Origin of the sequence: Roseibium sp. HPY-6, assembly GCF_040530035.1 — a bacterium.
GTDB lineage: Bacteria > Pseudomonadota > Alphaproteobacteria > Rhizobiales > Stappiaceae > Roseibium.
In genome coordinates this window covers 787,709-810,044 of sequence record NZ_JBEWCD010000002.1, presented here as the reverse complement: position 1 = coordinate 810,044, position 22,336 = coordinate 787,709, and the positions used below count along the sequence as shown (strand labels likewise).

At 56.6% G+C, this 22,336-nt stretch carries 21 protein-coding genes; 16 read left to right on the top strand and 5 right to left on the bottom strand.

The features are described 5' to 3' along the window. The first annotated feature begins 25 nt into the window (after positions 1-25). The 8 genes from ABVF61_RS15110 (at position 26) to ABVF61_RS15075 (ending at position 7,625) form a co-directional block, all read left to right on the top strand. Positions 26-1,831: an adenylate/guanylate cyclase domain-containing protein gene (locus ABVF61_RS15110; protein ID WP_353994371.1), complete on the top strand. Its 1,806-nt coding sequence runs from the start codon at positions 26-28 to the stop codon at positions 1,829-1,831. A 131-nt stretch (positions 1,832-1,962) separates the two neighbouring features. After that, positions 1,963-2,421 carry a YtoQ family protein gene (locus ABVF61_RS15105; protein WP_353994370.1) on the top strand — a complete coding sequence of 153 codons (459 nt, stop codon included), beginning with the start codon at positions 1,963-1,965 and terminating at the stop codon, positions 2,419-2,421. Between the two features lie 383 nt (positions 2,422-2,804). Beyond that, positions 2,805-3,005, top strand: a complete 201-nt coding sequence (locus ABVF61_RS15100; protein WP_353994369.1) for a cold-shock protein — start codon at positions 2,805-2,807, stop codon at positions 3,003-3,005. A gap of 66 nt (positions 3,006-3,071) precedes the next feature. Beyond that, positions 3,072-4,379: a tetratricopeptide repeat protein gene (locus ABVF61_RS15095; protein ID WP_353994368.1), complete on the top strand. Its 1,308-nt coding sequence runs from the start codon at positions 3,072-3,074 to the stop codon at positions 4,377-4,379. A gap of 89 nt (positions 4,380-4,468) precedes the next feature. Next, positions 4,469-5,734, top strand: a complete 1,266-nt coding sequence (locus tag ABVF61_RS15090; RefSeq protein ID WP_353994367.1) for a TCR/Tet family MFS transporter — start codon at positions 4,469-4,471, stop codon at positions 5,732-5,734. A 3-nt stretch (positions 5,735-5,737) separates the two neighbouring features. Further along, positions 5,738-6,406, top strand: a complete 669-nt coding sequence (locus tag ABVF61_RS15085) for an alpha/beta hydrolase (protein WP_353994366.1) — start codon at positions 5,738-5,740, stop codon at positions 6,404-6,406. 111 nt (positions 6,407-6,517) lie between these two features. Next, positions 6,518-7,132 carry a hypothetical protein gene (locus tag ABVF61_RS15080; RefSeq protein ID WP_353994365.1) on the top strand — a complete coding sequence of 205 codons (615 nt, stop codon included), beginning with the start codon at positions 6,518-6,520 and terminating at the stop codon, positions 7,130-7,132. 181 nt (positions 7,133-7,313) lie between these two features. After that, the gene (locus tag ABVF61_RS15075) at positions 7,314-7,625 is read left to right on the top strand and encodes an NIPSNAP family protein (RefSeq protein WP_353994364.1); all 312 of its coding nucleotides are present in this window, start codon (positions 7,314-7,316) and stop codon (positions 7,623-7,625) included. Positions 7,626-7,769: 144 nt separating this feature from the next. Here the strand turns inward: ABVF61_RS15075 and ABVF61_RS15070 are convergent, their stop codons facing one another. Next, positions 7,770-8,813, bottom strand: coding sequence for a M42 family metallopeptidase (locus tag ABVF61_RS15070; RefSeq protein WP_353994363.1), 1,044 nt, complete (start codon positions 8,811-8,813; stop codon positions 7,770-7,772). 217 nt (positions 8,814-9,030) lie between these two features. Between ABVF61_RS15070 and ABVF61_RS15065 the strand changes: the two genes are divergently transcribed. From ABVF61_RS15065 to mepA, 3 genes are all read left to right on the top strand, one after another. Continuing rightward, the gene (locus ABVF61_RS15065; RefSeq protein WP_353994362.1) at positions 9,031-9,561 is read left to right on the top strand and encodes a hypothetical protein; all 531 of its coding nucleotides are present in this window, start codon (positions 9,031-9,033) and stop codon (positions 9,559-9,561) included. A 651-nt stretch (positions 9,562-10,212) separates the two neighbouring features. Then, positions 10,213-11,298, top strand: a complete 1,086-nt coding sequence (locus tag ABVF61_RS15060) for a patatin-like phospholipase family protein (RefSeq protein ID WP_353994361.1) — start codon at positions 10,213-10,215, stop codon at positions 11,296-11,298. 67 nt (positions 11,299-11,365) lie between these two features. Then, positions 11,366-12,454 (top strand): penicillin-insensitive murein endopeptidase, encoded by a 1,089-nt coding sequence (gene mepA / locus ABVF61_RS15055; protein ID WP_353994360.1) that lies wholly within the window; start codon positions 11,366-11,368, stop codon positions 12,452-12,454. Positions 12,455-12,502: 48 nt separating this feature from the next. Here mepA and ABVF61_RS15050 read toward each other — a convergent pair whose 3' ends face one another. Next, entirely contained in the window at positions 12,503-13,018 is a 516-nt protein-coding gene (locus tag ABVF61_RS15050) for a GNAT family N-acetyltransferase (RefSeq protein ID WP_353994359.1), read from the bottom strand. A 237-nt stretch (positions 13,019-13,255) separates the two neighbouring features. On the opposite strand from ABVF61_RS15050, the gene lepA reads away from it, so the two are divergent. Together lepA and ABVF61_RS15040 are read left to right on the top strand one after the other, a co-directional pair. Then, complete coding sequence (gene lepA / locus ABVF61_RS15045) at positions 13,256-15,061, top strand: translation elongation factor 4 (RefSeq protein WP_353994358.1); 1,806 nt, start codon at positions 13,256-13,258, stop codon at positions 15,059-15,061. A 470-nt stretch (positions 15,062-15,531) separates the two neighbouring features. After that, positions 15,532-17,427 carry an Ig-like domain-containing protein gene (locus ABVF61_RS15040; RefSeq protein WP_353994357.1) on the top strand — a complete coding sequence of 632 codons (1,896 nt, stop codon included), beginning with the start codon at positions 15,532-15,534 and terminating at the stop codon, positions 17,425-17,427. An 89-nt stretch (positions 17,428-17,516) separates the two neighbouring features. Here the strand turns inward: ABVF61_RS15040 and ABVF61_RS15035 are convergent, their stop codons facing one another. From ABVF61_RS15035 to ABVF61_RS15025, 3 genes are all read right to left on the bottom strand, one after another. Further along, complete coding sequence (locus ABVF61_RS15035) at positions 17,517-18,116, bottom strand: short chain dehydrogenase (RefSeq protein ID WP_353994356.1); 600 nt, start codon at positions 18,114-18,116, stop codon at positions 17,517-17,519. Then, positions 18,113-18,475: a MerR family transcriptional regulator gene (locus ABVF61_RS15030; RefSeq protein ID WP_353994355.1), complete on the bottom strand. Its 363-nt coding sequence runs from the start codon at positions 18,473-18,475 to the stop codon at positions 18,113-18,115. The genes ABVF61_RS15035 and ABVF61_RS15030 overlap by 4 nt, the downstream gene beginning before the upstream one ends. A 223-nt stretch (positions 18,476-18,698) precedes the next feature. After that, positions 18,699-18,836, bottom strand: coding sequence for a hypothetical protein (locus tag ABVF61_RS15025; protein ID WP_353994354.1), 138 nt, complete (start codon positions 18,834-18,836; stop codon positions 18,699-18,701). 137 nt (positions 18,837-18,973) lie between these two features. On the opposite strand from ABVF61_RS15025, the gene ABVF61_RS15020 reads away from it, so the two are divergent. The 3 genes from ABVF61_RS15020 (at position 18,974) to ABVF61_RS15010 (ending at position 22,311) form a co-directional block, all read left to right on the top strand. Then, entirely contained in the window at positions 18,974-19,891 is a 918-nt protein-coding gene (locus tag ABVF61_RS15020; protein WP_353994353.1) for a LysR substrate-binding domain-containing protein, read from the top strand. A 658-nt stretch (positions 19,892-20,549) separates the two neighbouring features. Further along, positions 20,550-21,632, top strand: a complete 1,083-nt coding sequence (pheS, locus tag ABVF61_RS15015) for a phenylalanine--tRNA ligase subunit alpha (protein WP_353994352.1) — start codon at positions 20,550-20,552, stop codon at positions 21,630-21,632. 25 nt (positions 21,633-21,657) lie between these two features. Next, complete coding sequence (locus ABVF61_RS15010; RefSeq protein WP_353994351.1) at positions 21,658-22,311, top strand: phenylalanyl-tRNA synthetase subunit alpha; 654 nt, start codon at positions 21,658-21,660, stop codon at positions 22,309-22,311. Positions 22,312-22,336 lie beyond the last annotated feature (25 nt).

Here is a 22,336-nt window from a genome sequence, read left to right as displayed (position 1 = left end):
AAAGATCGTTAGGTGGTTCATCGCAATGCGCATTGCCTGGAAAATCTTCGGAGTGTCGCTGATCGTTTTTCTGATCATGGCGGGAGCAGCCACGTTTTCGATTTACAAGATCTTCGAGATCAACAAGGAACTCCAGCTGATCTCCGAGGTCTATTCACCGCTGCGCCACGAAGTTGCGCGCATCGAGGTAATTGCGCTCCAGGAAGAACTGGAGCTTGAGCGGGTCGAGAAGCTTGAAGCCGAATTGCGCGCCGACCGGCTCGAGGCACTCAGTGCCGGATTGACGGAAACCGACATCGACAGTGCAGTCGCGCAGCGCCCTGACCTTCAGGCACGCATTGTGCACCTTGAGGAACGACTCGAGACGGGACTGGCGCTGTTTGAAACGCATGCGAACAATGTCGAAACGCTTCTAAGGTCTGCCGAGCGGCGGGTCAGGTCCGCGCAGGACGAAGCTACCTCTCTCAATGACAAACTGGAGCTTGCTGCTCTTTATCCGACGTTGATCGCCATAGAGACCCAGCACAGCAACTTTCACAGTCATGCGCTCAATCTCGTAAAGACCGCGGACCTGCCTCCTTCGACACGGGAAAATCTGGAAGAACAGCTGGAGAGCGAAGGGCAGAAATTGACAGAGCGGCTCAACGCATTGCGCGAACATGTCAGCGACTTCACGGACCAGTCGGTCGCGACCGCCGCACTCCATGAACAACAGGCGCTTTATGCCAGCATCGCAGCGACCGCCACTGCCGGACTGCTTGCACTGCTGCTTTCGTCTTTTGTCATCTCAGGGCTCCTTAAGCCTATGCGGGCACTCTCAAGCGGTGCCCGGCGCGTTGAGGAAGGCGATTTCGAAGTGCGATTGACGCCGCGCTCGCGCGATGAAATCGGCTCCCTGACCAACAGCTTCAACACCATGGTCGACGGCCTCAGGTCGACGCAGAAAATCAAGGACACTTTCGGCCAGTACCTTGATCCGCGTGTGGTTTCCGGCCTCATCACCGACCAGTCTCACGCGACCGCCGGCACGAAAAAGGTGGTCTCAGCCTATTTCTCGGACCTTGCCGACTTCACGACCATATCGGAACAATTCACGCCCGGCGGTCTTGTGCGTGTGCTCAACCGCTATCTCGACCTGATGTCTTCGCAAATCACCGACCGTCAGGGCGTCATCGACAAATATATCGGCGATGCAATCATGGCCTATTGGGCGCAGCCCTTCAGCGAAGACGATGATCAGGCAACGCTTGCCGTTGAAAGTGCCCTCGCCAATGTCCGGCTCATGGAGCTGTTTCAAAAGGAGCTGCCTGACTTGACGGGGCTGCAAAAGAACCTGCCCATTCTGCGTCAGCGTATCGGCATTGCGACCGGCGAGGCTGTCATCGGCTCGATAGGTTCGGAAAAAACCAAGAATTACACGATCATGGGCGACACGGTGAACCTGGCAGCGCGTCTGGAAGGGGCGAACAAGGTCTATGGCACCCAGATCCTGGTGTGCCAGAGAACCCGCGATACAACATCCGGCATTGAGTTCCGGCCGGTCGATAAAATCCAGGTCAAAGGCAAGACGCAACCGACAAATGTCTATATGCCGCTTGGACCATCCCAGGAATTGCCGCAAGACCTGAGAGAGCTGCAGGAGCGTTCCGAAGAGGCCCTGACTGCCTTTTCACAAGCCCGTTGGACGGAAGCCCGTCAGACTTTTGAAGCCATCATTGCGTCCACTCCGGACGACCAGATCGCCGCGGTCTTCTTGAACAGGCTCGATTTGATTTCAAGCCAGGGAGCACCTGCTGACTGGGATGGCGTCTGGCACTTGAACACGAAATAGCCCGATCCGAGCGCAAAGTACTTTGGACGTAACCCAAGGCCCGGTTCCGGGCTTGACGCAGGCGCATCGACGTCCCAGCTTCGGCACAGGGCAGGCTGGCGCTTGCTGATCACGATCGAGGAATGGACACCATGAGCAACTGGCGCGTTTACCTGTCGGGAGAGATCCACACGGATTGGCGGGAAAGAATAACAGATGGGGTCAAGGCACTGGACCTGCCTGTGGAATTTTCAGCGCCCGTTACGGATCATTCGGCAAGCGATGATTGCGGTGCGGTCATTCTCGGCGGCGAAGACAAGAAATTCTGGTACGACCACAAAGGCGCGAAGGTCAATGCGATCCGCACGCGAACGCTGATCGAAAAGGCTGACATCGTGGTTGTGCGTTTCGGCGACCAATACAAGCAATGGAACGCAGCCTTCGACGCAGGGTATGCGGCTGCACTCGGCAAGTCGCTCATCGTCGTTCACGACCCGTCGCTGACGCATCCCCTGAAAGAAGTCGACGGGGCCGCACTTGCCGTGGCCGAAACCTCGGAGCAGGTCGCGGAGATCCTGAAATATGTCATTCTCGGGCAGCTCGATCGTTGATGCCGACAGGCGGTCCGTTCGCACGACCGCCTGAATTTTGCGTTCCCACGGAGCACGGCACCGAACCGGACACGCCGGCAAGCCTGTGGAGCACGGGAACGTGACTCGCTCTAGATCCTACCTTGAAATTAACAAATTCATTACCATACTAAGAGACACTAAGGTTTCCCGCATTGCTTAGACGGGAAAGCTGATACCTTCGCAAATCAAACTGCGCGTTGAACTGCTGCAGCAAGAAATGGCTGCGCACACGCATGTTTATTTTCGAAGCAAATTTGCGGAGTACTTTAGAGTTATCATAAACACTGTCATCAAGACGTCGAAAAGTCGGGCTAGGAAGACCGCCTGTATGTCTTGAGGCGTAGAATTGGAAAGCAAGCTCCATGCAACATGGAAACGTAAAATGGTTTGATCAGGGCCGCGGTGTCGGCACGATCCAACCCGAAGACGGCGAGGATATTCTCGTCCACATCTCGGCCCTGCACCGGTCCGGCATCGACACTTTGAAGGAAGGCCAACTGGTTGCTTTCGATCTGGAGTGGCGCCGCGGTCAGATGGTGGCTGAAGACCTGAAAGTCCTGTAAGGTTATCCTTTAAGGTCTTTCCGGAAGCAAGGGCGGTTCGACCGCCCTTTTTTTATTGGGGGAAACATGAATATTGATGAAAGGCTGCAGGAAGGTATTGCTGCGCATCGCAAAGGCGACCTGGAGACAGCCCAGGACATTTATCTTGAGATATTGAACGAGGACCCGAAACATCCCGACGGATTGCATTTTCTCGGCCTTTTGCATTTTGACGCCGGTCAATCCGACAGTGCGATTGATCTGATCCAGAGATCCCTGGAACTCAATGAGCGAAACACCTCTGCCCTGAACAATCTCGGCAACATCCTCAAGCTGATCGGCGAGCCCAGAAAGGCCTTCGCAGCCTATGTGCGCGCCGTTGAATTTGACTCACGCCATGAAGATGCCTGGAAGAACATAAACCTGTTGTTGCGCAGCTCCGGCGACTATCATGAAATCCTTACCATCATGTCCGAGATCGTTCGTCTGGACCCTGAAAACCCCAGCGCCTGGAACACTTATGGCCTTGCACTGATGTTTACCGGTTCGGAGGACAAAGCTGCCGAAGCAATCGACAAATCGCTTCGTTTCGATGATCCGAAGTCACCCACAGCCCTCTGGCGTGCACGTATTTTGAGTGCGCTTGGAAAGACCGACCTTTCGCAAGAACATTTTGAAAGGATTGTCGAAGCGGAGCCGGACAACGAGGCCGCCCACTATCACCTTGCCGCCGTCAGGGGCGACGATCTGGAGCACGCACCTGAAGACTATGTAAAGTCTCACTTCGACAAGTTCTCGGATTCCTTCGACACCGTGCTGGAAAATCTCGGCTACCGTGCGCCGGAACTGGTCGCCGAAGACGTCGTCGCCCTTGCCACTGAAAGAGGCGCGCCGTTTCAGGATGTTGCCGATCTTGGCTGCGGCACCGGCTTGTGCGGTCCTCTCATCAATGATCACTGCACGCGGCTTACCGGGATCGACCTGTCGCAAGGCATGATGCAAAAGGCTGCGGAGCTGAAGGTCTACGACTTCCTGGTCGAAGGCGAACTTGTTTCCTTCCTGAATTCCGATCTTCCCACACAGTTCGACCTCGCCGTCTGCGTCGACACGCTGTGCTACATCGGCAATCTCAGACCATTCATGCACGCGCTGGCCAATGCGTTGAAACCCGGCGGCATTCTGGTGGCAAGTGTCGAACACCTTGTCGGTGTCACCGGTACGGATTTCCGCGTGGACAGTTCCGGCCGGTATGCGCATACGCCGGACTACATTCGCCGGTGCGCCGAAGAGGCGTCTCTCATTTACAAGCAGGACCGCGAGGAAGTGCTGCGCAAGGAACTAGGCAAGGATGTCAACGGTCTGATTTTCCAGGTGCAAAGACCCGATGATACTTGACGCCCGGCCCTTGCCCGGCACGGGTACCCCATGCAGGCAGCCTCCGGACGCAAGCGGCCGGTAGCCAACTCAGTCAGCAGGAAACGCATTTGCCGTCCGGAGAGACAAAACGAGGTGCACTCGGTTTCATACTTGTCACCCTGACCATCAACTCGATGGGGATCGGGTTGATGATGCCGGTGCTGCCATCGCTTTTAACGGATCTGACGCAACTGCCCGTCAGCGAAGCGGCGCGATGGGGCGGAGCGCTCAGCGTCGTCTATGCGCTGATGCAGTTCGTGTTCGGGCCCACACTCGGAAACCTATCAGACCGGTTCGGCCGCAGACCCGTCCTGCTGGTCTCCATGTTCACGATGGCCGTTGACTATCTTGTCATGGCGCTGTCCTGGCACCTTGCCGTTCTTTTCATCGGCAGGACCCTTTCCGGTGTTGCCGGTGCCACCTTCTCCGCGGCCTCCGCTTACATCGCCGATGTGTCGTCGAAGGAAGACAGGGCCAAGAATTTCGGACTTGTCGGCGCAGGGTTCGGGGTCGGCTTTGTGCTCGGTCCCATGATCGGAGGCTATTTGGGCGAATATGGGCCGCGTGCTCCGTTCTACGCCGCCGCAGCGCTCTCCTTCGTCAACTTCCTCTTCGGCTACTTTGTTTTGCCGGAGACGCTGAAGCCGGAAAACAGGCGCGCTTTCGACTGGAAACGCGCCAATCCATTGGGCGCGCTCAAACAGGTCGCGAAGTATCCGGCCGTACGAACTCTTTTGCTGGCAATCTTCCTGTTCGATATCGCACACTATGTCTATCCGGCGGTCTGGAGCTTTTATGCAGAAGAGGTCTTTGCCTGGACACCAGCCGATATCGGCCTCTCCCTCGCCTTTGTTGGTGTCGGTTTTGTGTTTGTGCAGGGCTACTTGATCAGAGTTCTCGAGCCCAAACTCGGTCCGGGACGCACGCTGCTGATCGGCCTTAGCGCCAACCTTGTCGCTTTCGCAGGACTTGCGTTCGCAAGTTCGGGCTGGATGGCCTATGCAATGATCATCTTTGCAGCGTTTGGCGCTTTGGCAACACCCGCTTTCACCGGTCTGATGTCCAATCGCATGCCCGACAACGCCCAGGGTGAATTGCAGGGTCTGATATCCAGTGCCGCCGGCCTGTCACTTGTGATCAGCCCATTCGTCATGACGCAGATTTTTGCCAATTTTTCGGGCCCCGCCGCGACGATCACGTTTCCAGGTGCCCCTTTTGCTCTGGCATGGCTCCTCATTCTCGCGTCCATGCTGATTGCATTGCCCTTCATGAAACTGACTGACGATGGTATTCCGGCTTCCGATCCTTCTGAGCAAAAGAAGCCTGCGGAGTAAAAAATGACTGGTCATTCCAGCCTTGACGGGCCGAGACTTTTGCCGGCTTCTGGCCAGAGCGTTCAGCAACTGGTTGTGCTGTTACACGGTTATGGCGCTGACGGGTCGGATCTGATCGATCTCGGCCGCTTCTGGCAGGCCTTGCTCCCCGGAGCTGCATTCGTCGCACCGAATGCGCCGGAACCCCTCCCCTTCGATGGCTTTGGCGGACGTCAATGGTTCGCGCTGGACGAGCGAACACCAGCTGAATACCGGATCGGTGCAGAAGCTGCGCAACCGGCGCTCGACCGGTTTCTGGACGAGGAACTGGAAAAACTGTCTCTGAATGAAAGCGCGCTGGCGCTTTTCGGTTTTAGCCAGGGTGCTATGATGGCGCTTCAAGCCGGGCTCAGACGGAAAAAACCGCTGGCCGGTATCCTTGCATATTCAGGACTGCTCCCGGGAGCGGACAAGCTTGGGCAGATTAACCGGGAGAGCCCGGTTCTGATCGTGCACGGAGCGGATGACGACGTCGTGCCGAGCTATCACGGACAGGCGGCACAGGACGCACTGACAGCCGCCGGGGTTCAATCAACTTTCCATGAGCTCGACGGACTGGCGCATTTCATCGACGATCGCGGCGTTTCCCTTGGCGGGCGCTTTCTCCAGACAGTCTTTTCCGGCGAAAAATAGCGTTTTCAACGCCCCGCCGTGCATTTGGTTAATGGGCTGTTAACCCGATTGAAGGATGCTGAAAAGACTTGTGCCGGACCAGAATGGACCGGTGAAACCGGGATCAAGCACATGCAGATCAGTGTCGAAACGACAACCCAGAGTGCGAGCCTGTTTTCCGCATCCTTTTCGAGTGGCGGTCCAGAAGGATCCAAGCAAGGTCCAAAAGGATACGCATACGGGCATGACATCGGCCAGCGTAACGGCCAGGACAAAGCTCCCACAGTCTCCGTTCTCGAAGCCGCGAGCAAAAAAGCTGAAGAAGATGCTGTGGTGATCGCCGCGCTTCAGCAGGCCATCGACAAGGGCAAGGGCGACGATGAAGACGAGGGTGGTGACAAGGCGCTCGCAACCGTCGAGGACTACCAGAAGACCGCGGGAAAACTGAAAGCCGCACTGGGCGAAGAAGACCAGGGCGTTTCAGCTTCTGTAGCATATGAAAGCGCCTCCATTTCCACGACGACCATTGAAGCGGAAATCGGCGGTGAGACGATTTCGGCGCAATTCGTTTCCTATGAACGGGTTTCCTATAACAGCGAAACCGGCCTTTCCGTGCGCTCTGCGAGTGCGGCTGCCATCGAGGGTGAATTCGACAACGGGTCCTTCAGCTACCTGAGTGCGTCGGTCAGCGAACTTTATGCGGGAACGGGCGAGCAGGTTTCCAACCTTGCAGGCCTGGTGGCTTAACGACGCCAGTCGTCAGTACGGGCTTACAGCCGAGCGGCACACGCTCTTACACAATGAACAACCCCGTCTTCCAGGCGGGGTTTTTCGTTTGGGCGCGTCTTTTTGTTGACCTCAGGACGGCAAGCGTATTTCTCAGACTTCAATCAGCGCATGAACGTGTCAGGTCACAAGGAGAGAGCCGTTGATAACCTGTTACATCAAATACGAAATCAACCCGGCAAGAGCCGCCGAATTTGAGGAATACGCACGCATGTGGATGCCGCTTGTCGAAAAATTCGGCGGAACGCATCACGGCTACTATCTGCCGCACGAAAGCCCGAACGACCTTGCCGTCTGTCTGTTCTCTTTCCCATCTCTTGCCGCCTACGAAACCTATCGCACAATGAGCCTGGAGGACGAAGACTGCCAGAAAGCCATCAAATTCGCAGAGACGATGGATTGTATCCGAAGATACGATCGCCACTTCCTGCGCCCCGTCGAGCGGCAAGACTGATAGCGCTGGATCCAATGCGAAGCACACCCGGTAATATTCTAGCCGCAGGAGCTGTCGCTTTTTTGGGCGACGCCAGTAAGCCTAGCGGCAAAGGTGCTGCATCTTCGCACAGCACCTTTGAAAGGTTGGCGATCTTACGGCGCTTCAGGCTTTCTTTAGGTAAGCCACGAGTACGTCGAGCGCCGCCTGCAAATCCGATTTGTGGATCATTTCGGTGACTGTGTGAATATAGCGGGTGCCGACGACGATCCCGACCGCCTTGGCCCCTGCTGCCGCCTGTTGCGCGGCAGCGCCATCCTGACCGCCTGCAGCGAGCATGGTGCGCTGGAACGGGATCTTTTCCTTTGTGGCAAGCGCCTCGAATTCCTTCACAAGGTCCCGGTCGGCTATGAAGCTGGAATCCTTGACGTGAAGTCCGAAGCCCGCTCCCTGCACCGTTGTGCGGTCCTGTTCGGGAACGCCCGGCGTATCGCAGGAAAGCGTTGTATCGATGCCCAGTCCGATATCGGGTTTGACGGCAAACGACGAGGTCCGCGCGCCGCGCAGGCCGACCTCTTCCTGGCAGGTGAATGCCACGTGGATCTCACATTCGTGCCTGGACTTTCCAAGACCCTTGATGGCCTCGACACCAAGCCAGCAGGCGATGCGATTGTCCAGTGCCTTGGAGACGACCTTGTCGCCGATCTCGATCAGCGGTTCATCCATGGTCACCATGTCACCAACCCTGACGACCTCCTTGGCCTTGTCACCCAGACCGATGTCGATCACGAAGTCCTTGGGCTCGGGAACCTTCTTGCGCTCTTCGGGTGACGAAATGTGGATCGGCTTGCCGCCCGGGTTCATGACGCCCTTGAAGTCACCGTCGTCGGTTGAAACCAGGACCCGCCGCGAGAACAGGTTCCGGGCATCGAACCCGCCAACGGGCTGGACGTGCAGAAATCCCCTGTCGGTGACATGCGAAACCAGGAAGCCGATCTCGTCCATATGACAGAGCAGCATGACCTTTTTCGGCTCGCCCTTCTTGGGCGCTTTGCGGCTGTTTCGGCGGCACAGGAGCGATCCCATCGGGTCAACTGCGACCTCGTCGAAAAGACCTTTGATCTCATCCTGAATGAGCTCGCGAACGCGATGTTCGTGGCCTGGCACGCCCGGCGTTTCACAAAGGCGGCGGAGTAGTTCGATATTCATGGAACATCCTGTTGGGAGTATGGTCGAGGTTGATAAGCGGCCAAGGTAGTTAGATTCAGCGGTTTATCAAATTCCATTATCTGGCAGTTTCAACGAATCACGCAACCTTTGAATGAAAATGATTTTACGACCGTAAAATAAAGTTGATTTTACGGCTGTAAAATGAAATACTCGTCATGTTGGCATTTGCCAATTCTCAAACGTAAGGAGTCAAGAAATGTCCATTTCAATACTGGAGAAGTCGAGATCTAGCCCATCAAGAGACGGAAAGCACATCCCACCACCACCAATCGGAAACGATCAAATGTCAGTCGACTTAGCCGACTTGGAAAAATCACTAAAGCATGTCCTCTCATTTATTGAGACAGATAATGAAATCAAATGCCGAAAAAACTTCGCGACATTCGCTCTTACTCAGGTCGACAAAGTAGAAGTCTTAACCAAGCACGAGCTCCATACGCTGTCATGCGGCATATTAATGTCCAAAGACGAAATGCCGTTTGTTTACAGCGACGTTTTGGAAATCACAGACAAATACTGCGGAAAAGCCATGAATATCACCATGGTCTACAAGTCAGTAAACAGCCTGACGGAGAGAGGATTTGTTGCCGAGGTTGACCCCGAGAAACACATCAAAAACCCGAAGAAACCACGCTGTTACATCGTAACCAAGAGAGGAGGTGAGGCCTTCGAACTAGCTGTAATCATGGCATACCATCTCACAAGCGGAACCTCAGAGGCTGCTTAGTGTTCGAAATAGATGAGAGAAATATGACACATCAAAACCAATCACCAAGGGCATCCCCGACAATAAAGGAGCTAGACAATATGCACTCTCCCCCCATCCCACCAAAAACAATGTCACTTGTTGCTGAGCTGTATCCGGATCCAATGACAAGATGTCAAATGTTAATGGCGGTGGAGGAATACTTGAAGTTCCTTGCAAATGAAGGCAGGCTCAATTGTGCCAATGCATTCATTGAGGATACAAACCAAGCTATCCTTTTGGAATTGCAAGTGAAACGCAAAAAAAGGGGCCGAGAGCGTCTAAGACTGGTTGTACAGTCTACGCTCCCGGCCTTTTTCACAGCCATGGCAGCTTTTGCTGACAAATGGCCCTTCGGCTTCTAGAAATCGACCTCAAGATATCCGAAGGTCTGCGGCGGGTACTAACCCGCCGCTTCATTTTCAAAACATCGCGTTAACATATTGCAAACTCCATTGAATAGTAAATGAGTTTTTTCTGAGGCAGACACAAAAAATCACGATTACCTATTGTGGATGCCATTGCAGTGTCGCAATTGGTCGCAAAAATTTAACAACAGATCACATAAGCGTATGATGCAGGTTTGCGAACAAGCGCTGCCCCTTCCAATTTGACCACTCCCGGGGACTTACGATGACCCAGAAAAAGCGATTTATTTTATCAATTGACGGCGGCGGTGTCCGCGGACTCATCCCCTTGCGTGTTCTGGAATCGCTGGAAAGCCGCCTTGGCCAACGCGGCGTGAACAAACCCCTGCACCAGGTGTTCGACCTGATGGCTGGGACGTCCACCGGGGGCCTGATTGCAGCGGGGCTGAGCGCTCCGCGACCGGGTGGCACGGCCGGTGAAGCGGCAGCGACTATTGCGGAGCTTCGGGAGTTTTATGAGCGCGAGTCGCGGGACATTTTCAAGAGCTCCATCACCGCTCGGCTTTCGCGCGCGGTCACCAATCCGCTTGGGCTGTTTGATGAGACTTATGATGCCCGGCCGCTGGAAAAGCTGCTCAAGGAGCGTTTCGGCTGGACGTCCATGGCGAGCGCGCTGACGAAGCTGGTGCTGACCGCATATGATATCGAACAGCGCAAGGCCGTCTTCATGACCAATGGACTGGAAGAAAACGGAAGCCGGCCTGACGACTATTACTTCTGGCAGGCGGTACGCGCCACAACGGCCGCGCCGTCCTATTTCGAGCCGGCCCGCATTGAAAACCTTACCCGGAAGCGGGAAGAAGCCATGGTCGATGGCGGTGTCTTCATGAGCGATCCGGCGATTGCCGCATACCTGGAGAGCCGCAAGCTTGGCTGGGACCAGGACGAGATCGTCATTCTTTCGCTTGGAACGGGCCGTGCGCCGGAACGCCCCTTTTCTTATCAGGATGCGATCGGCTGGGGTGCGCTCGGCTGGATGCAGCCTTCCAAGGGCGTGCCGATCCTGTCGATTTTTTCCGACGGCCAGACGCAGACCGCAGCCTACCAGGCGCAGCATCTCTTCGCTGAGTTGCCCAATGTCAGCTATCACCGGCTAAACGCAGTGCTTGAGCCGGAGGCCGAAGACTTCGACAACGCACGCCCCGGGAACATCATTTTGCTCAATGGTGCGGCCGACCGCGTCATTCGCGACAACACGGTCCTGCTTGATGAGCTGGCCGATCTGTTGAAAGCGGAGCATGAAACAGCGGAAACGGATGCATCCTCTTCTGATCTGGTGCATGCTGCCTAGGTGCACAGGCTGCGGGTCTGATTGTTAGTATCCTGCCGGCCGGATCAGAACAAAACGAGGCTCTGCCGTGACCCGACGCGGACGATCAGCCCGGATCATCTGGAAAATGTCGCTTGCCGGCCAGGCGCTGGCAATCAGCGTACTGCTGGCTGGTGCAGCGACCGCGAATATCGTGCCGGTTCCGGGCACGAAACCGGGTGGCACCACACCGTCTGATTATCGACCGACCCTCACGATCATTGCAGGCGTTCCCGTTCCTACCAAAAAACGCGAGGTGCCCGAGGGCTATGTAGCTACCAAGCCGAAACTGGTGCTGCATTCGCAATTTCCGGCAAAGAATTATTTCGGCGCTGCTGACGGGCCGGCGCCGCTCAAGGCGCGCGCTATCGGGTCCTACGCGAAGGGATGTCTTGCCGGTGGAGCCTCCCTGCCGCCGGACGGGCCGACATGGCAGGCCATGCGTTTGTCGCGGAACCGCAACTGGGGCCATCCGGACCTGATCGACTATCTGAAGGATCTGGCTGCCGACGCCCCAAAAGTCGGCTGGAATGGGCTTTTGGTCGGTGACCTGGCCCAGCCGCGCGGCGGACCGATGCTGTCCGGCCACGCCAGTCACCAGATCGGCCTTGATGCCGATATCTGGCTACGGGAAATGCCGAACAGGCGCCTCACTGCAGAAGAGCGCGAAGAAATCTCCGCTATTTCGATGCTCAAGGGCCCGCTTGACATCAAAGGCGCCGACCGCAGGGTTGATCCAAAAAAATGGTCCGACACCCATGCGCGTCTCATCCGCCGGGCGGCTTCCGACAAGCGTGTCGCCCGGATCTTCGTCAATCCGACAATCAAAAAGGCGCTTTGCGATTTTGAAAAGGGCAAGGACCGTGCCTGGCTGCGCAAGGTGCGCCCCTGGTGGGGCCACCATTATCATTTCCATGTCAGGCTTTCGTGTCCGAACGACAGCGTCGGCTGCAAGAACCAGGATCCGCCGCCTCCCGGCGACGGCTGCGGCTCTCACCTGACCTATTGGCTGTCCGATGAACCCTGGGTGCCGAAAAACCCTCCCAAGGCAGGCGAAAAACCGAAAGTGGTCAAGAAGCGTGCGATGGCTCTTGCCGCCCTGCCAAATGCCTGCCGGACAGTGCTGACGGCAAATTGAGTAACGCCATTGGCGCCGCTACCTGAACGAAGACCCCGCCAGGAAACTCTAGCTCTGGGGCGCTTCCTTCGGGCCGAGCACTTTCGTCAAAAACACCAGGTCCAGCCAGCGGCCGAATTTCGTTCCCGTTTGAGGTAGTCTTCCACTGACGTCAAATCCGAGCGCCTCATGGAGACGAATGGACGCGTGGTTGTCACCGTCGACACCGCCGACGAGAACGTGAATGCCTTCAGCTGCGGCGATTTCAAGAATACGAACCATAAGCGCCCGGCCGATGCCCTGACGGTGTCTTGAGGGGTCAACATAGACTGTGTGTTCGGCCGTATGCCTATAGCCTTCCTTCGACCGGAAAGGTCCGTAGCTGGCGAAACCAGCGACATTCTCCTCGTCATCCACCGCCACGATAACGGGCAGAGCCTTGCTTACGCGGCCTTGGTACCACGCCGTCCGGTCGTCGAGTGTCTCCTCGCGCCCCGTCCAGGCGGCTGTCGTCTCGCGCACAGCGTGATTGTAAAGCGCCAGAATTGCTGGGATATCATTTGCCTCGGCATGTCGAATACGCATGGATCATCTCTTGAGTTGACGGCGTTTGTGCAACGGATGTGGATTGACCGCGCCCAATGCCGATTTGCAACGACAATTGACGCCTCAGGTATACGTCATTTGCCGGAGAGCCATCGAAACAACCGGACGGGCGCAAGAATCGAACGCGATTTGTGCCTTCAAAAAAGTGCCGGAATTCCTGCTCCAAGGCGCGCATTTTTCTGGTCGAAAGCCAATTGCGGTGGTAAACGGGCGGCCATGACGACGAAGACGCTTTCCAACATTCGAAATTTCTCCATCGTTGCGCATATCGATCATGGCAAATCGACCCTGGCCGACCGCCTGATCCAGATGACCGGAACGATGACCGATCGCGAGATGACCGAGCAGGTGCTCGATTCGATGGATATCGAGCGCGAGCGCGGTATTACCATCAAGGCACAGACGGTACGGCTGATTTATGACGCCAAGGACGGCCAGCAATATACGCTGAACCTGATCGACACACCGGGACACGTGGATTTCGCCTATGAGGTGTCCCGCTCTCTTGCTGCCTGCGAAGGCTCTCTTCTCGTCGTCGACGCGTCGCAAGGTGTGGAAGCGCAGACGCTCGCCAACGTTTATCAGGCGATCGACAACGATCATGAGATCGTCACGGTCCTGAACAAGATCGACCTGCCTGCCGCCGAACCGGACAGGATCAAGGAGCAGATCGAGGACGTAATCGGCATCGATGCGTCAGATGCCTGCATGATTTCCGCGAAGACTGGTCTTGGCGTTGAAGATGTTCTGGAAGCGATCGTGCACAAGCTGCCGGCGCCCGAAGGCGATCCGGATGAGACGCTCAAGGCGATGCTGGTCGACAGCTGGTATGACACATATCTCGGCGTGATGGTCCTCGTGCGTGTCATCAACGGCTCGCTGAAAAAGGGCCAGAAGATCAAGATGATGGGGACCGGGGCGTCTTACGATGTCGATCGGGTCGGCGTCATGACACCCAAATTCATCCAGGTGGACGAGCTGCGTTCCGGTGAAATCGGGGTCATCACCGGTTCCATCAAGGAAGTGGCCGACACACGTGTGGGTGATACGATCACGCTCGACAAAAAGCCCTGTGCGGACCCTCTGCCGGGCTTCAAACCCGCACAGCCGGTTGTTTTCTGTGGTCTCTTCCCGGTCGATGCCAACGACTTTGAAGACCTGCGCGCCGCCATGGGCAAATTGCGTCTCAACGATGCGAGCTTTTCCTTCGAAATGGAAACTTCTGCCGCGCTCGGGTTCGGTTTCCGCTGTGGCTTCCTCGGCCTTCTTCATCTGGAGATCATTCAGGAAAGGCTGTCGCGCGAGTTCAATCTCGACCTGATCGCAACTGCCCCGTCCGTTGTCTATCAGATGACCCTGACCGACGGCAAAGACATAGACCTGCACAATCCTGCGGACATGCCGGATGTGGTCAAGATCTCCGAGATCCGGGAGCCCTGGATCCGCGCGACGATCATGACACCGGACGAGTATCTTGGCGCGATCCTGAAGTTGTGCCAGGAGCGGCGCGGCATTCAGGTGGACCTGTCCTATGTCGGAACCCGCGCCATGGTTTCCTACGACCTGCCGCTCAACGAAGTGGTTTTCGACTTTTATGACCGGCTGAAGTCGGTTTCCAAAGGTTACGCGTCCTTCGACTACCAGATCTCGGACTACCGCGCGGGCGACCTCGTCAAGATGTCGATCCTGGTCAACGAGGAACCAGTCGACGCGCTCTCCGTTCTGGTTCACCGCAGCCAGGCGGAACGCCGCGGCCGCGCCATGTGCGAAAAGCTCAAGGATCTGATCCCACGGCATATGTTCAAGATCCCGATCCAGGCAGCTCTTGGGGGGCGTGTCATCGCCCGTGAAACCATCGCCGCGCTGCGCAAGGACGTGACCGCAAAATGCTACGGCGGCGACGCCACCCGTAAGCGCAAGCTTCTGGAAAAGCAGAAAGCGGGCAAGAAGAAGATGCGCCAGTTCGGCAAGGTCGAGATCCCGCAGGAAGCCTTCATCCAGGCCCTCAAGATGGATGAGTGAGAGAGCTTTCTCCAAAGCAATGCTTATTATAACGTCGGCGAAACCGTTGCGGCGAATTGGAACGTCTGCACTTTGTTCCGGCAAATTGTCCGCCGCTTTCCCGGACTATTTCGATGGTCTGCACCTAGCTGCTGATCCTCGAAGCTTTCGTTCCCGCGCAAGCGTCAGGAGACCTTTGGCCATTCCAACCAGAGGTTCGCATCAGTTTCGATATGCACGTAAACAATCGTGCGACTTGGCTAAAAACCCGCCTAGATTAAGTTTAAATCACTCTTATTATTGCAAAACATACAATATTTCTGAACGAAAAACGCCACTTTATCAGCATATTTTCTATTTATCTTAATATTCGAATCAAAAATACAAATAAAAAAGAAAAATCACTGTGTATTCGTGTCACTTCAGGGCGCGCCATCGCTTAGGCATTGGTGAAATCGAAAGTCTTTCAAGCCATCCCCAAGGATAAAGCGATGAGTACAGCTACAGACGCGTCACCGACTGCTCCAGGTCAAGGGCTCCTGACCTTCTATCTGGCTGACGCGGACACAAACGAAATCATCCGATACTTAAATCCGGGAGAAACGATCGACACGTCCGACTACGCCGGGCGGAACGTTACGATTGCGGCCGAGCCCACAGATGGAAACGCTGGCATCGGCAGCGTGGAACTCAAGCTAGGCGGCACCACCCGGGTTGAAAATGTCAGTCCCTATGCGCTGTTCGGAGACACGAACGGCAACTTCAGCGGCACGAGCGGGTTTACGTCCGGCGCGCAAGAGCTGGAAATCAAGGTCTATGGCGACGCCAACGCATCGGGCGCGCTGCTCGATTCGTTTTCAGTGCCGTTCACTTTCGGTGAAGGCGACCCGGACAATCCGGCCGATCCGGAACCAGATCTGGTGAGCGTTGACCCAAACGCCCTGATCAATCAGTTCGATCATGTCTTTTTCCATTTCGACGGCAACAACAACGATCCGGATGATATTGCCGCGATTCCGGTGGCCGCCGTGCTGGCCAAGGCAGCCGGTATTGAAGACAAGACAACACTGCTTTACGGCAACAACCTCGCCGAGGCGAACGCAAGCGACCGCAAGGCAAAGCTTGATGACGGAGGTGACTTCGCAAAAGAACTCGGGCTGGACGCCTACAACTATCAGGACGATATCGACGCCACGACGGCGCTGCTCGTCGACAAGCTGAATTCCGGTGAGAAGATCCTGATGATCGAAGGTGGGCCGATGGAGGCTGCCTATCGCGCCCTTGAACAGACAGACCCCGCAAACCACGCGAACATTACGCTGCTATCGCATTCCAGCTGGAACGAAAACAGGGATGTCATCAACAATCCGAGCGATCCCGGCCTGACGGAGGCCCGGACCTGGGACGACATCCGGGACGACTTCCCAGGTGTCACGCAAATCGACATCCGGGACCAGAACGATGGCAACAACAACGACAAGGGCTTCAACAACCAGGCCTGGTCGTGGTTAGACGCCACGGATGATCCCGTTCTTCAGGACGCGCGCGCTATCATGGAGCCTGCGGGAAGTACGAAAAAGAACGACCCGTCCGACGCCGGGATGCTCTTTTATGCACTGACGGGGATCGAGAACGGCACGCCTCAGGATGCGAGGACTTTCATCGAGAGTTCGCCTGCCTTCGGTGGGCCCGGCACACCGGCAAACAGTGCCCCTGTCGCCAATCCGGATACGGCGGAAACCACAACTGACAAGGCCGTCGTGATCGATGTCCTGGCAAATGACAGCGATCCGGACGGTGATCCGCTGACAATCGAGATTACGGGACAACCGGCGGGCGGCACTGCCGAGGTCGAAAACGGCAAGATCGTCTATACTCCTGACACGGGATCGGCGGGTAGCCAGACTGTCCGCTACACGGTTTCCGACGGCAATGGCGCTGTCAGCCAAGAAACGACCGTGACGGTCACTGTCAGCGACGATGCCCCCGACCCGGAACCGGATCCGGACACCACCTCCGAGTATCTCTCGTTCTTCTTCGCCGACACGGATACAAACGAGATCATTACCACGCTCGAAGACGGTGACGTGTTGGATGCAGGGCTTTTCGAAGGGCGCAACGTAACCATCGCAGCCACGCACATTGACGACGACAGTCCAGTCGAAAGCGTTCGGCTGACGATGGGGTCGCAGTCCCGCCTTGAGAATGTCGAACCCTACGCCCTTTTCGGGGACACCAAGGGCGATTTCTTCGACGGGACAAGCCTGGGCGAAGGCACGCAAGACATCGAAATCAGTGTCTATGACAAGGACAAGGGCGGTGGCGACCTGCTCGAGTCTCTTACCCTGCAATTCACTGTCGACGGCGGCGGCCTCGGATTGGCTTGACCTCGAAGAAGGCGGGAGAGGACCCTGTCCTCTCCCGTCACTGACAAATCGCCGCGCAGGTGGGCGCACGGCGTTAGCTTACGACCGCCTCAGTCGACCGTCACAACCTGACCCGTTATCGCTCCTTCAACGCATTTGGCATAAGCCAGACCGACGCGCCTCGACGGCACCCGTTCATGGCCGGGGAACCACGCCCCATACTGGTCGGCAGATACCTCCAGCAAGCCTGGGCTGACAACATTGATCCGCCGATCCTTTTGCAGATCGATTGCCGCCGACTTCACAAACCCGGCCAAAGCACCGTTTGCCGTTGCAGCGCCTGCCCCCATAAGGACCGGATCGCGATCCAGGATGCCGCTGGTCAGCGTGAACGACCCGCCCTCGCGCACCGTCTCCAGCCCGGCAAGAACAAGACTGATCTGCGTCAGCGCCTTGTTTTCCAGGCCGAATCGAAACTTGTCGACTGTCATATCGGTGATGCGCGCAAATTCAACTTCGCCGGCAGCTGAAATGACCGCATCGACCGGTCCGGTCTGCGCATAAAGGGCGCGGATGCTTTCAGGTGACGCCAGATCCACGCGGACATCACCCGAAGTCCGACCTGCTGTGATGATGTCGTGACGCGCTGACAATTCGTCAAACGCAGCTCTGCCGACGTCGCCGGACGCACCGACCAGAATGATCTTCATGACAGACCTCCTTCAATTTTATCGTAAGCTGCAATCTTGTAGGCAAGCACTTCCTGGCAGCGGTCCAGATCGGCACGCCGCCGGTGCAGACGCTTTTCGTGGTTCAGCAACACCTCCCGGCGCTCCGGTGTCGTGGTGTCGCCTTGCCGGTAAAGCGCCGCAAAGCGCTGCATTTCCCGCATCGGCATGCCGGTTTTCCGAAGCCAGTAAAGCAGAATGAGCCACTCGACGTTTTCAGGAGAAAAGCGCCGCAACCCATCCGTCCCGCGCTCAACGGCAGGGACAAGACCGGATTTCTCGTAATAGCGGATGGTATCGGCGCTGAGGCCCGATTTCGCCGATGCTTCGGATATGCGCATTGGTGCTCCTTCTTTGGCATGAAGGAAAACTACCGGGTTGGAGTCGCTCCAAGTCAAGTGGGCAGCCTCGATTGGTCTACGTCGCAACGGCTGCGCTTCAAGAATCAGAAACGGCGCCGGATGAAATCCAGGCGCCGTTTTCTGATTGATTGGAACGCCGATCAGATTTGAGTTTCCAGCTGATCGGACTTTAACCTGGCCGGCTGGGAGAGCCGGCCGGATGTCAGCGCCGGTTGAACGGCAGGTCAGCGAGTTCGCGCTGGCTCATGCGTTGAATGGCCGGGTGGGACAACGGATCGGTCCGGTCGTACCAGGACGGCGTTGTCGTTCTTGCCTGCCTGCGCATAAACAGTTTCAACATGAGTTTTAGTCTCCTTATTATTGTTCTTTTTTTCATGGCCAAATCCTTTGTATTGAATTTAGCTATGCTGCCTATATATGCCTCTTTTCCGCATACAAAAATCGACTTCTTCTACTATTCGATTTAGTATTTCTAAAATGAAAAACCTGAACCGCATCCACCTGTCCGGATTACGCGCCGTCGAAGCGGTCGCCCGGCTCGGCTCGATCAAATCAGCTGCCGACGAACTCGGCGTGACAGTTGGCGCGGTCAGTCAGCAGGTTCAGAAAACCGAAGCCCAGTTGGGCGTCCAGCTGTTCGAACGCCGCAACCGCCTGCTTCTCCCGACGGCGCATATGCTCGCCATGCAGTCGCATCTGACCTCGGCCATGTCGTCGCTCTCGACCGCCATTGCGACCACGGAGCGCGGACGAGAAGACGCTCTGACGATCTCCGTTGCACCGGTCTTTGCCGGCAAATGGCTCGTCTGGCACCTGAAGGCCTTCAACAAGGCTCATCCGGGAATTCGCGTCCGCGTCGAAGCCACTGTGGATCTGGTTGATCCGGACACAAGCGATGTCGATCTCTGCATTCGTGTCGGTCAGGGCCCCTATCCCGGCGTGAATGCGGAAAAGCTGCTCAATCAGCGTGTCTTTCCAGTCTGCAGCCCGGCGCTGGCCAGGCACATCAAGGAGCCGGCCGATATCGGCAAGCTGCCGGTGATAAGAGATCCTGGACAATTGTTCTCCTGGAAAACTTGGCTGGATCTCTTCGGCCTTACTGAAAATATCCTGCAGGACGGTCCGACATTTTCCGACGGCTCGCTCTGTCTTGACGCCGCCATTGCGGGCCAGGGCGTTTTTCTCGCCTGGGAGACGCTTGCCGTTTATGCCGTCAAGTCCGGGCAAGTGATTGCCCCGTTCCCGCAACGCCCGGCAACCGGCCTCGGCTATTGGCTGATCAGCGGCAGAACGGCGCCGCGCACCCGGGCGAAACAGTCTTTTGGAGACTGGCTGAAGAAAGAGCTTCAAGCGTCCATCGGGCGTCCCAAGGGGGCTGATATGGTGGATGCTTAGAGAGTGCGTCCCTCACTAGGTCATGCTTTCTCCAATCGAAAAATCAATCCATGCCACCAACCTTCTGAGCTTAAGCGACGGGTTGTGCCGAGTTGCGCATCCCAACAAAGGTCAAAAACTCTCTGGAGACGCGTGGATCCCCGATCAAGTCGGGGATGACAAGCAAGTGTTGTCCGGTCTTCGGAATTACGGTGCCTCTTCAAGATAAGAGTCACAAAGTCGGTCGCGGAGGATGGCGGTGTGCTCAGGAACCTCCTACTCAACGAACGAGGCAGTGCCGGGTAGAAACTGAGACCTGGACCTCGGCAACGGACTTGGACGGTGCACTGCGTCTGTCTTTCCTCTTGCCATCTCCCAACACTTCGGTACATTGCGCGCATGATCGACCGCACGAACCATCGCTGTTCTTCCTGCCACGCCGCATTGACCATGCGCCTGCGTGCTTTTGCCGTGCGTGTCCCTGAACTGCAGGGGCCTGCCTGCGGACGATTTATGCGCTGAGGCGCCGGGTCTCTCACTCCAAAATTCAGGCGCTTTTCCATTCACCTGGGGCTCACGCAATAATGCGTTTGAGGCCGTGGCATTCGACGCCATTATTCGCTAAAAGACCCCGACTTCTTATTCCGCGCGCAGAGCGCGCACCGACGACCGAGCACGCATGTCCAATCTCGATACACTAGAATCCGATCTCCTGACGGCCATTGACGGAGCGGAAAACGAAACCGCCCTTGAAGAGATCCGGGTCCACGCTCTTGGCAAAAAAGGCAAGATATCCGAGCAGATGAAAACGCTCGGCAAAATGACGCCGGAAGAACGCCAGGTCATGGGCCCTGCCCTGAACGGACTGAAATCCAAGATCACCGACGCGATCACCGCTCGTAAAGACATTCTGGCAGAGGTGGCGCTGGAACAACGTCTTGCCAGCGAAAAGGTCGATGTCACCCTGCCGCTGCGCCCCGCGCCGGCCGATACCGGCCGCATTCATCCGGTCAGCCAGGTCATTGACGAACTCACCGCGATTTTCGCGGATATGGGATTTTCGATCGCGGAAGGCCCGGACATTGAAACAGATGAGCTGAATTTCACCGCGCTGAATTTCCCGGAAGGCCATCCCGCTCGTGAAATGCACGACACGTTCTTCTTCAATGAAAAAGAAGACGGCGAGCGCCTTTTGCTGAGAACCCATACCTCGCCGGTCCAGATCCGCACGATGCGCACACAGGAACCGCCGATCCGGGTGATCATTCCGGGCCGCACGTATCGCTGTGACAGCGATCAGACCCACACGCCGATGTTCCATCAGGTGGAGGGGCTGGTTATCGACAAGGAAAGCCATTTCGGACACCTGAAGTGGGTGCTTCTGGAATTCTGCAAGGCGTTTTTCGAAGTCGACGACATCAAGATGCGTTTCCGTCCGAGCTTCTTTCCGTTCACTGAACCGTCGATGGAAGTCGACATTCAGTGCGACAGATCCGGCGGCGAAGTGAAGATCGGCCAGGGTGAAGACTGGCTGGAAATCCTTGGCTGCGGCATGGTGCATCCTAATGTGATCCGCAATTGCGGGCTTGATCCGGACGTTTACCAGGGCTTTGCCTGGGGCATGGGGATCGACCGCATTGCCATGCTGAAATACGGCATGCCGGATCTGAGAGCGTTTTTCGATGCGGATATGCGCTGGATCCAGCACTACGGCTTCCGCCCACTCGACCTGCCGACTTTGTTCGGCGGCCTGTCCAACTAATCTCCGGATCTGGGGGCGACCTTTGATGTCACTGCTGACCCGCATTTATCTGATCTTTGCCCTGCTGATCGCCGCCGCTCTGCCGGCTGCTGCCCAGACAGCGGACAGGGACGAACGTGTTCCGACACCGACATCCTTCATGGAAGCCTGTGCGGAGAAAATCGAGTCGCGCGGGCGCCTGCGGTTTTGCGACACATATTTCCGCGACAAGCTGGGAACGGAAGCCGACGCACTGCTTTATCTGCGCGACAGGATCACCACCCTGCGTGCCAATCATGAGCTCAGCTCCGCAGAGAAGTATCAGAGCTTCCTGCAGGCAATTTACATCGTTGCCTTCTTGACGATTGCCTCAATCGTGTTGATCGCCAGTGATCGCCGCATCGGCGGCACCGCCAAATGGGCCGGACTTACAAGCACCGCGGCTCTGCTCGTGATGGTGATCATTGTGGCCATGGGCTGGCTCGGCAAATACCGGGCGGAATACGCGGCCCAAGTCGAACTCGGCATCCTGCGGGACCGGATCGAGGCAGAGGCTGCCCAGGCGATTGCGACCAACCAGCAGATTACGCCGGACATGGTTCGACGCTGGACAGGCGAATTCGGGGAAATCGGCCGCCGTTTTGCCGAAAGCTACGGCAACGCGACCGTGCTGCCCGAAGTGGACCGCTTCGGCAACTGACGGCGTCACGTAAAAGGATTCGCGG

Coding starts and splice junctions, on each gene's coding strand:
- ABVF61_RS15110 (WP_353994371.1), top strand. CDS start 26: ATGCGCATTGCCTGGAAAATCTTCGGAGTGTCGCTGATCGTTTTTCTG.
- ABVF61_RS15105 (WP_353994370.1), top strand. CDS start 1,963: ATGAGCAACTGGCGCGTTTACCTGTCGGGAGAGATCCACACGGATTGG.
- ABVF61_RS15100 (WP_353994369.1), top strand. CDS start 2,805: ATGCAACATGGAAACGTAAAATGGTTTGATCAGGGCCGCGGTGTCGGC.
- ABVF61_RS15095 (WP_353994368.1), top strand. CDS start 3,072: ATGAATATTGATGAAAGGCTGCAGGAAGGTATTGCTGCGCATCGCAAA.
- ABVF61_RS15085 (WP_353994366.1), top strand. CDS start 5,738: ATGACTGGTCATTCCAGCCTTGACGGGCCGAGACTTTTGCCGGCTTCT.
- ABVF61_RS15080 (WP_353994365.1), top strand. CDS start 6,518: ATGCAGATCAGTGTCGAAACGACAACCCAGAGTGCGAGCCTGTTTTCC.
- ABVF61_RS15070 (WP_353994363.1), bottom strand. CDS start 8,813: ATGAATATCGAACTACTCCGCCGCCTTTGTGAAACGCCGGGCGTGCCA.
- ABVF61_RS15065 (WP_353994362.1), top strand. CDS start 9,031: ATGTCCATTTCAATACTGGAGAAGTCGAGATCTAGCCCATCAAGAGAC.
- ABVF61_RS15060 (WP_353994361.1), top strand. CDS start 10,213: ATGACCCAGAAAAAGCGATTTATTTTATCAATTGACGGCGGCGGTGTC.
- ABVF61_RS15050 (WP_353994359.1), bottom strand. CDS start 13,018: ATGCGTATTCGACATGCCGAGGCAAATGATATCCCAGCAATTCTGGCG.
- lepA (WP_353994358.1), top strand. CDS start 13,256: ATGACGACGAAGACGCTTTCCAACATTCGAAATTTCTCCATCGTTGCG.
- ABVF61_RS15040 (WP_353994357.1), top strand. CDS start 15,532: ATGAGTACAGCTACAGACGCGTCACCGACTGCTCCAGGTCAAGGGCTC.
- ABVF61_RS15035 (WP_353994356.1), bottom strand. CDS start 18,116: ATGAAGATCATTCTGGTCGGTGCGTCCGGCGACGTCGGCAGAGCTGCG.
- ABVF61_RS15030 (WP_353994355.1), bottom strand. CDS start 18,475: ATGCGCATATCCGAAGCATCGGCGAAATCGGGCCTCAGCGCCGATACC.
- ABVF61_RS15025 (WP_353994354.1), bottom strand. CDS start 18,836: ATGTTGAAACTGTTTATGCGCAGGCAGGCAAGAACGACAACGCCGTCC.
- ABVF61_RS15020 (WP_353994353.1), top strand. CDS start 18,974: ATGAAAAACCTGAACCGCATCCACCTGTCCGGATTACGCGCCGTCGAA.
- pheS (WP_353994352.1), top strand. CDS start 20,550: ATGTCCAATCTCGATACACTAGAATCCGATCTCCTGACGGCCATTGAC.
- ABVF61_RS15010 (WP_353994351.1), top strand. CDS start 21,658: ATGTCACTGCTGACCCGCATTTATCTGATCTTTGCCCTGCTGATCGCC.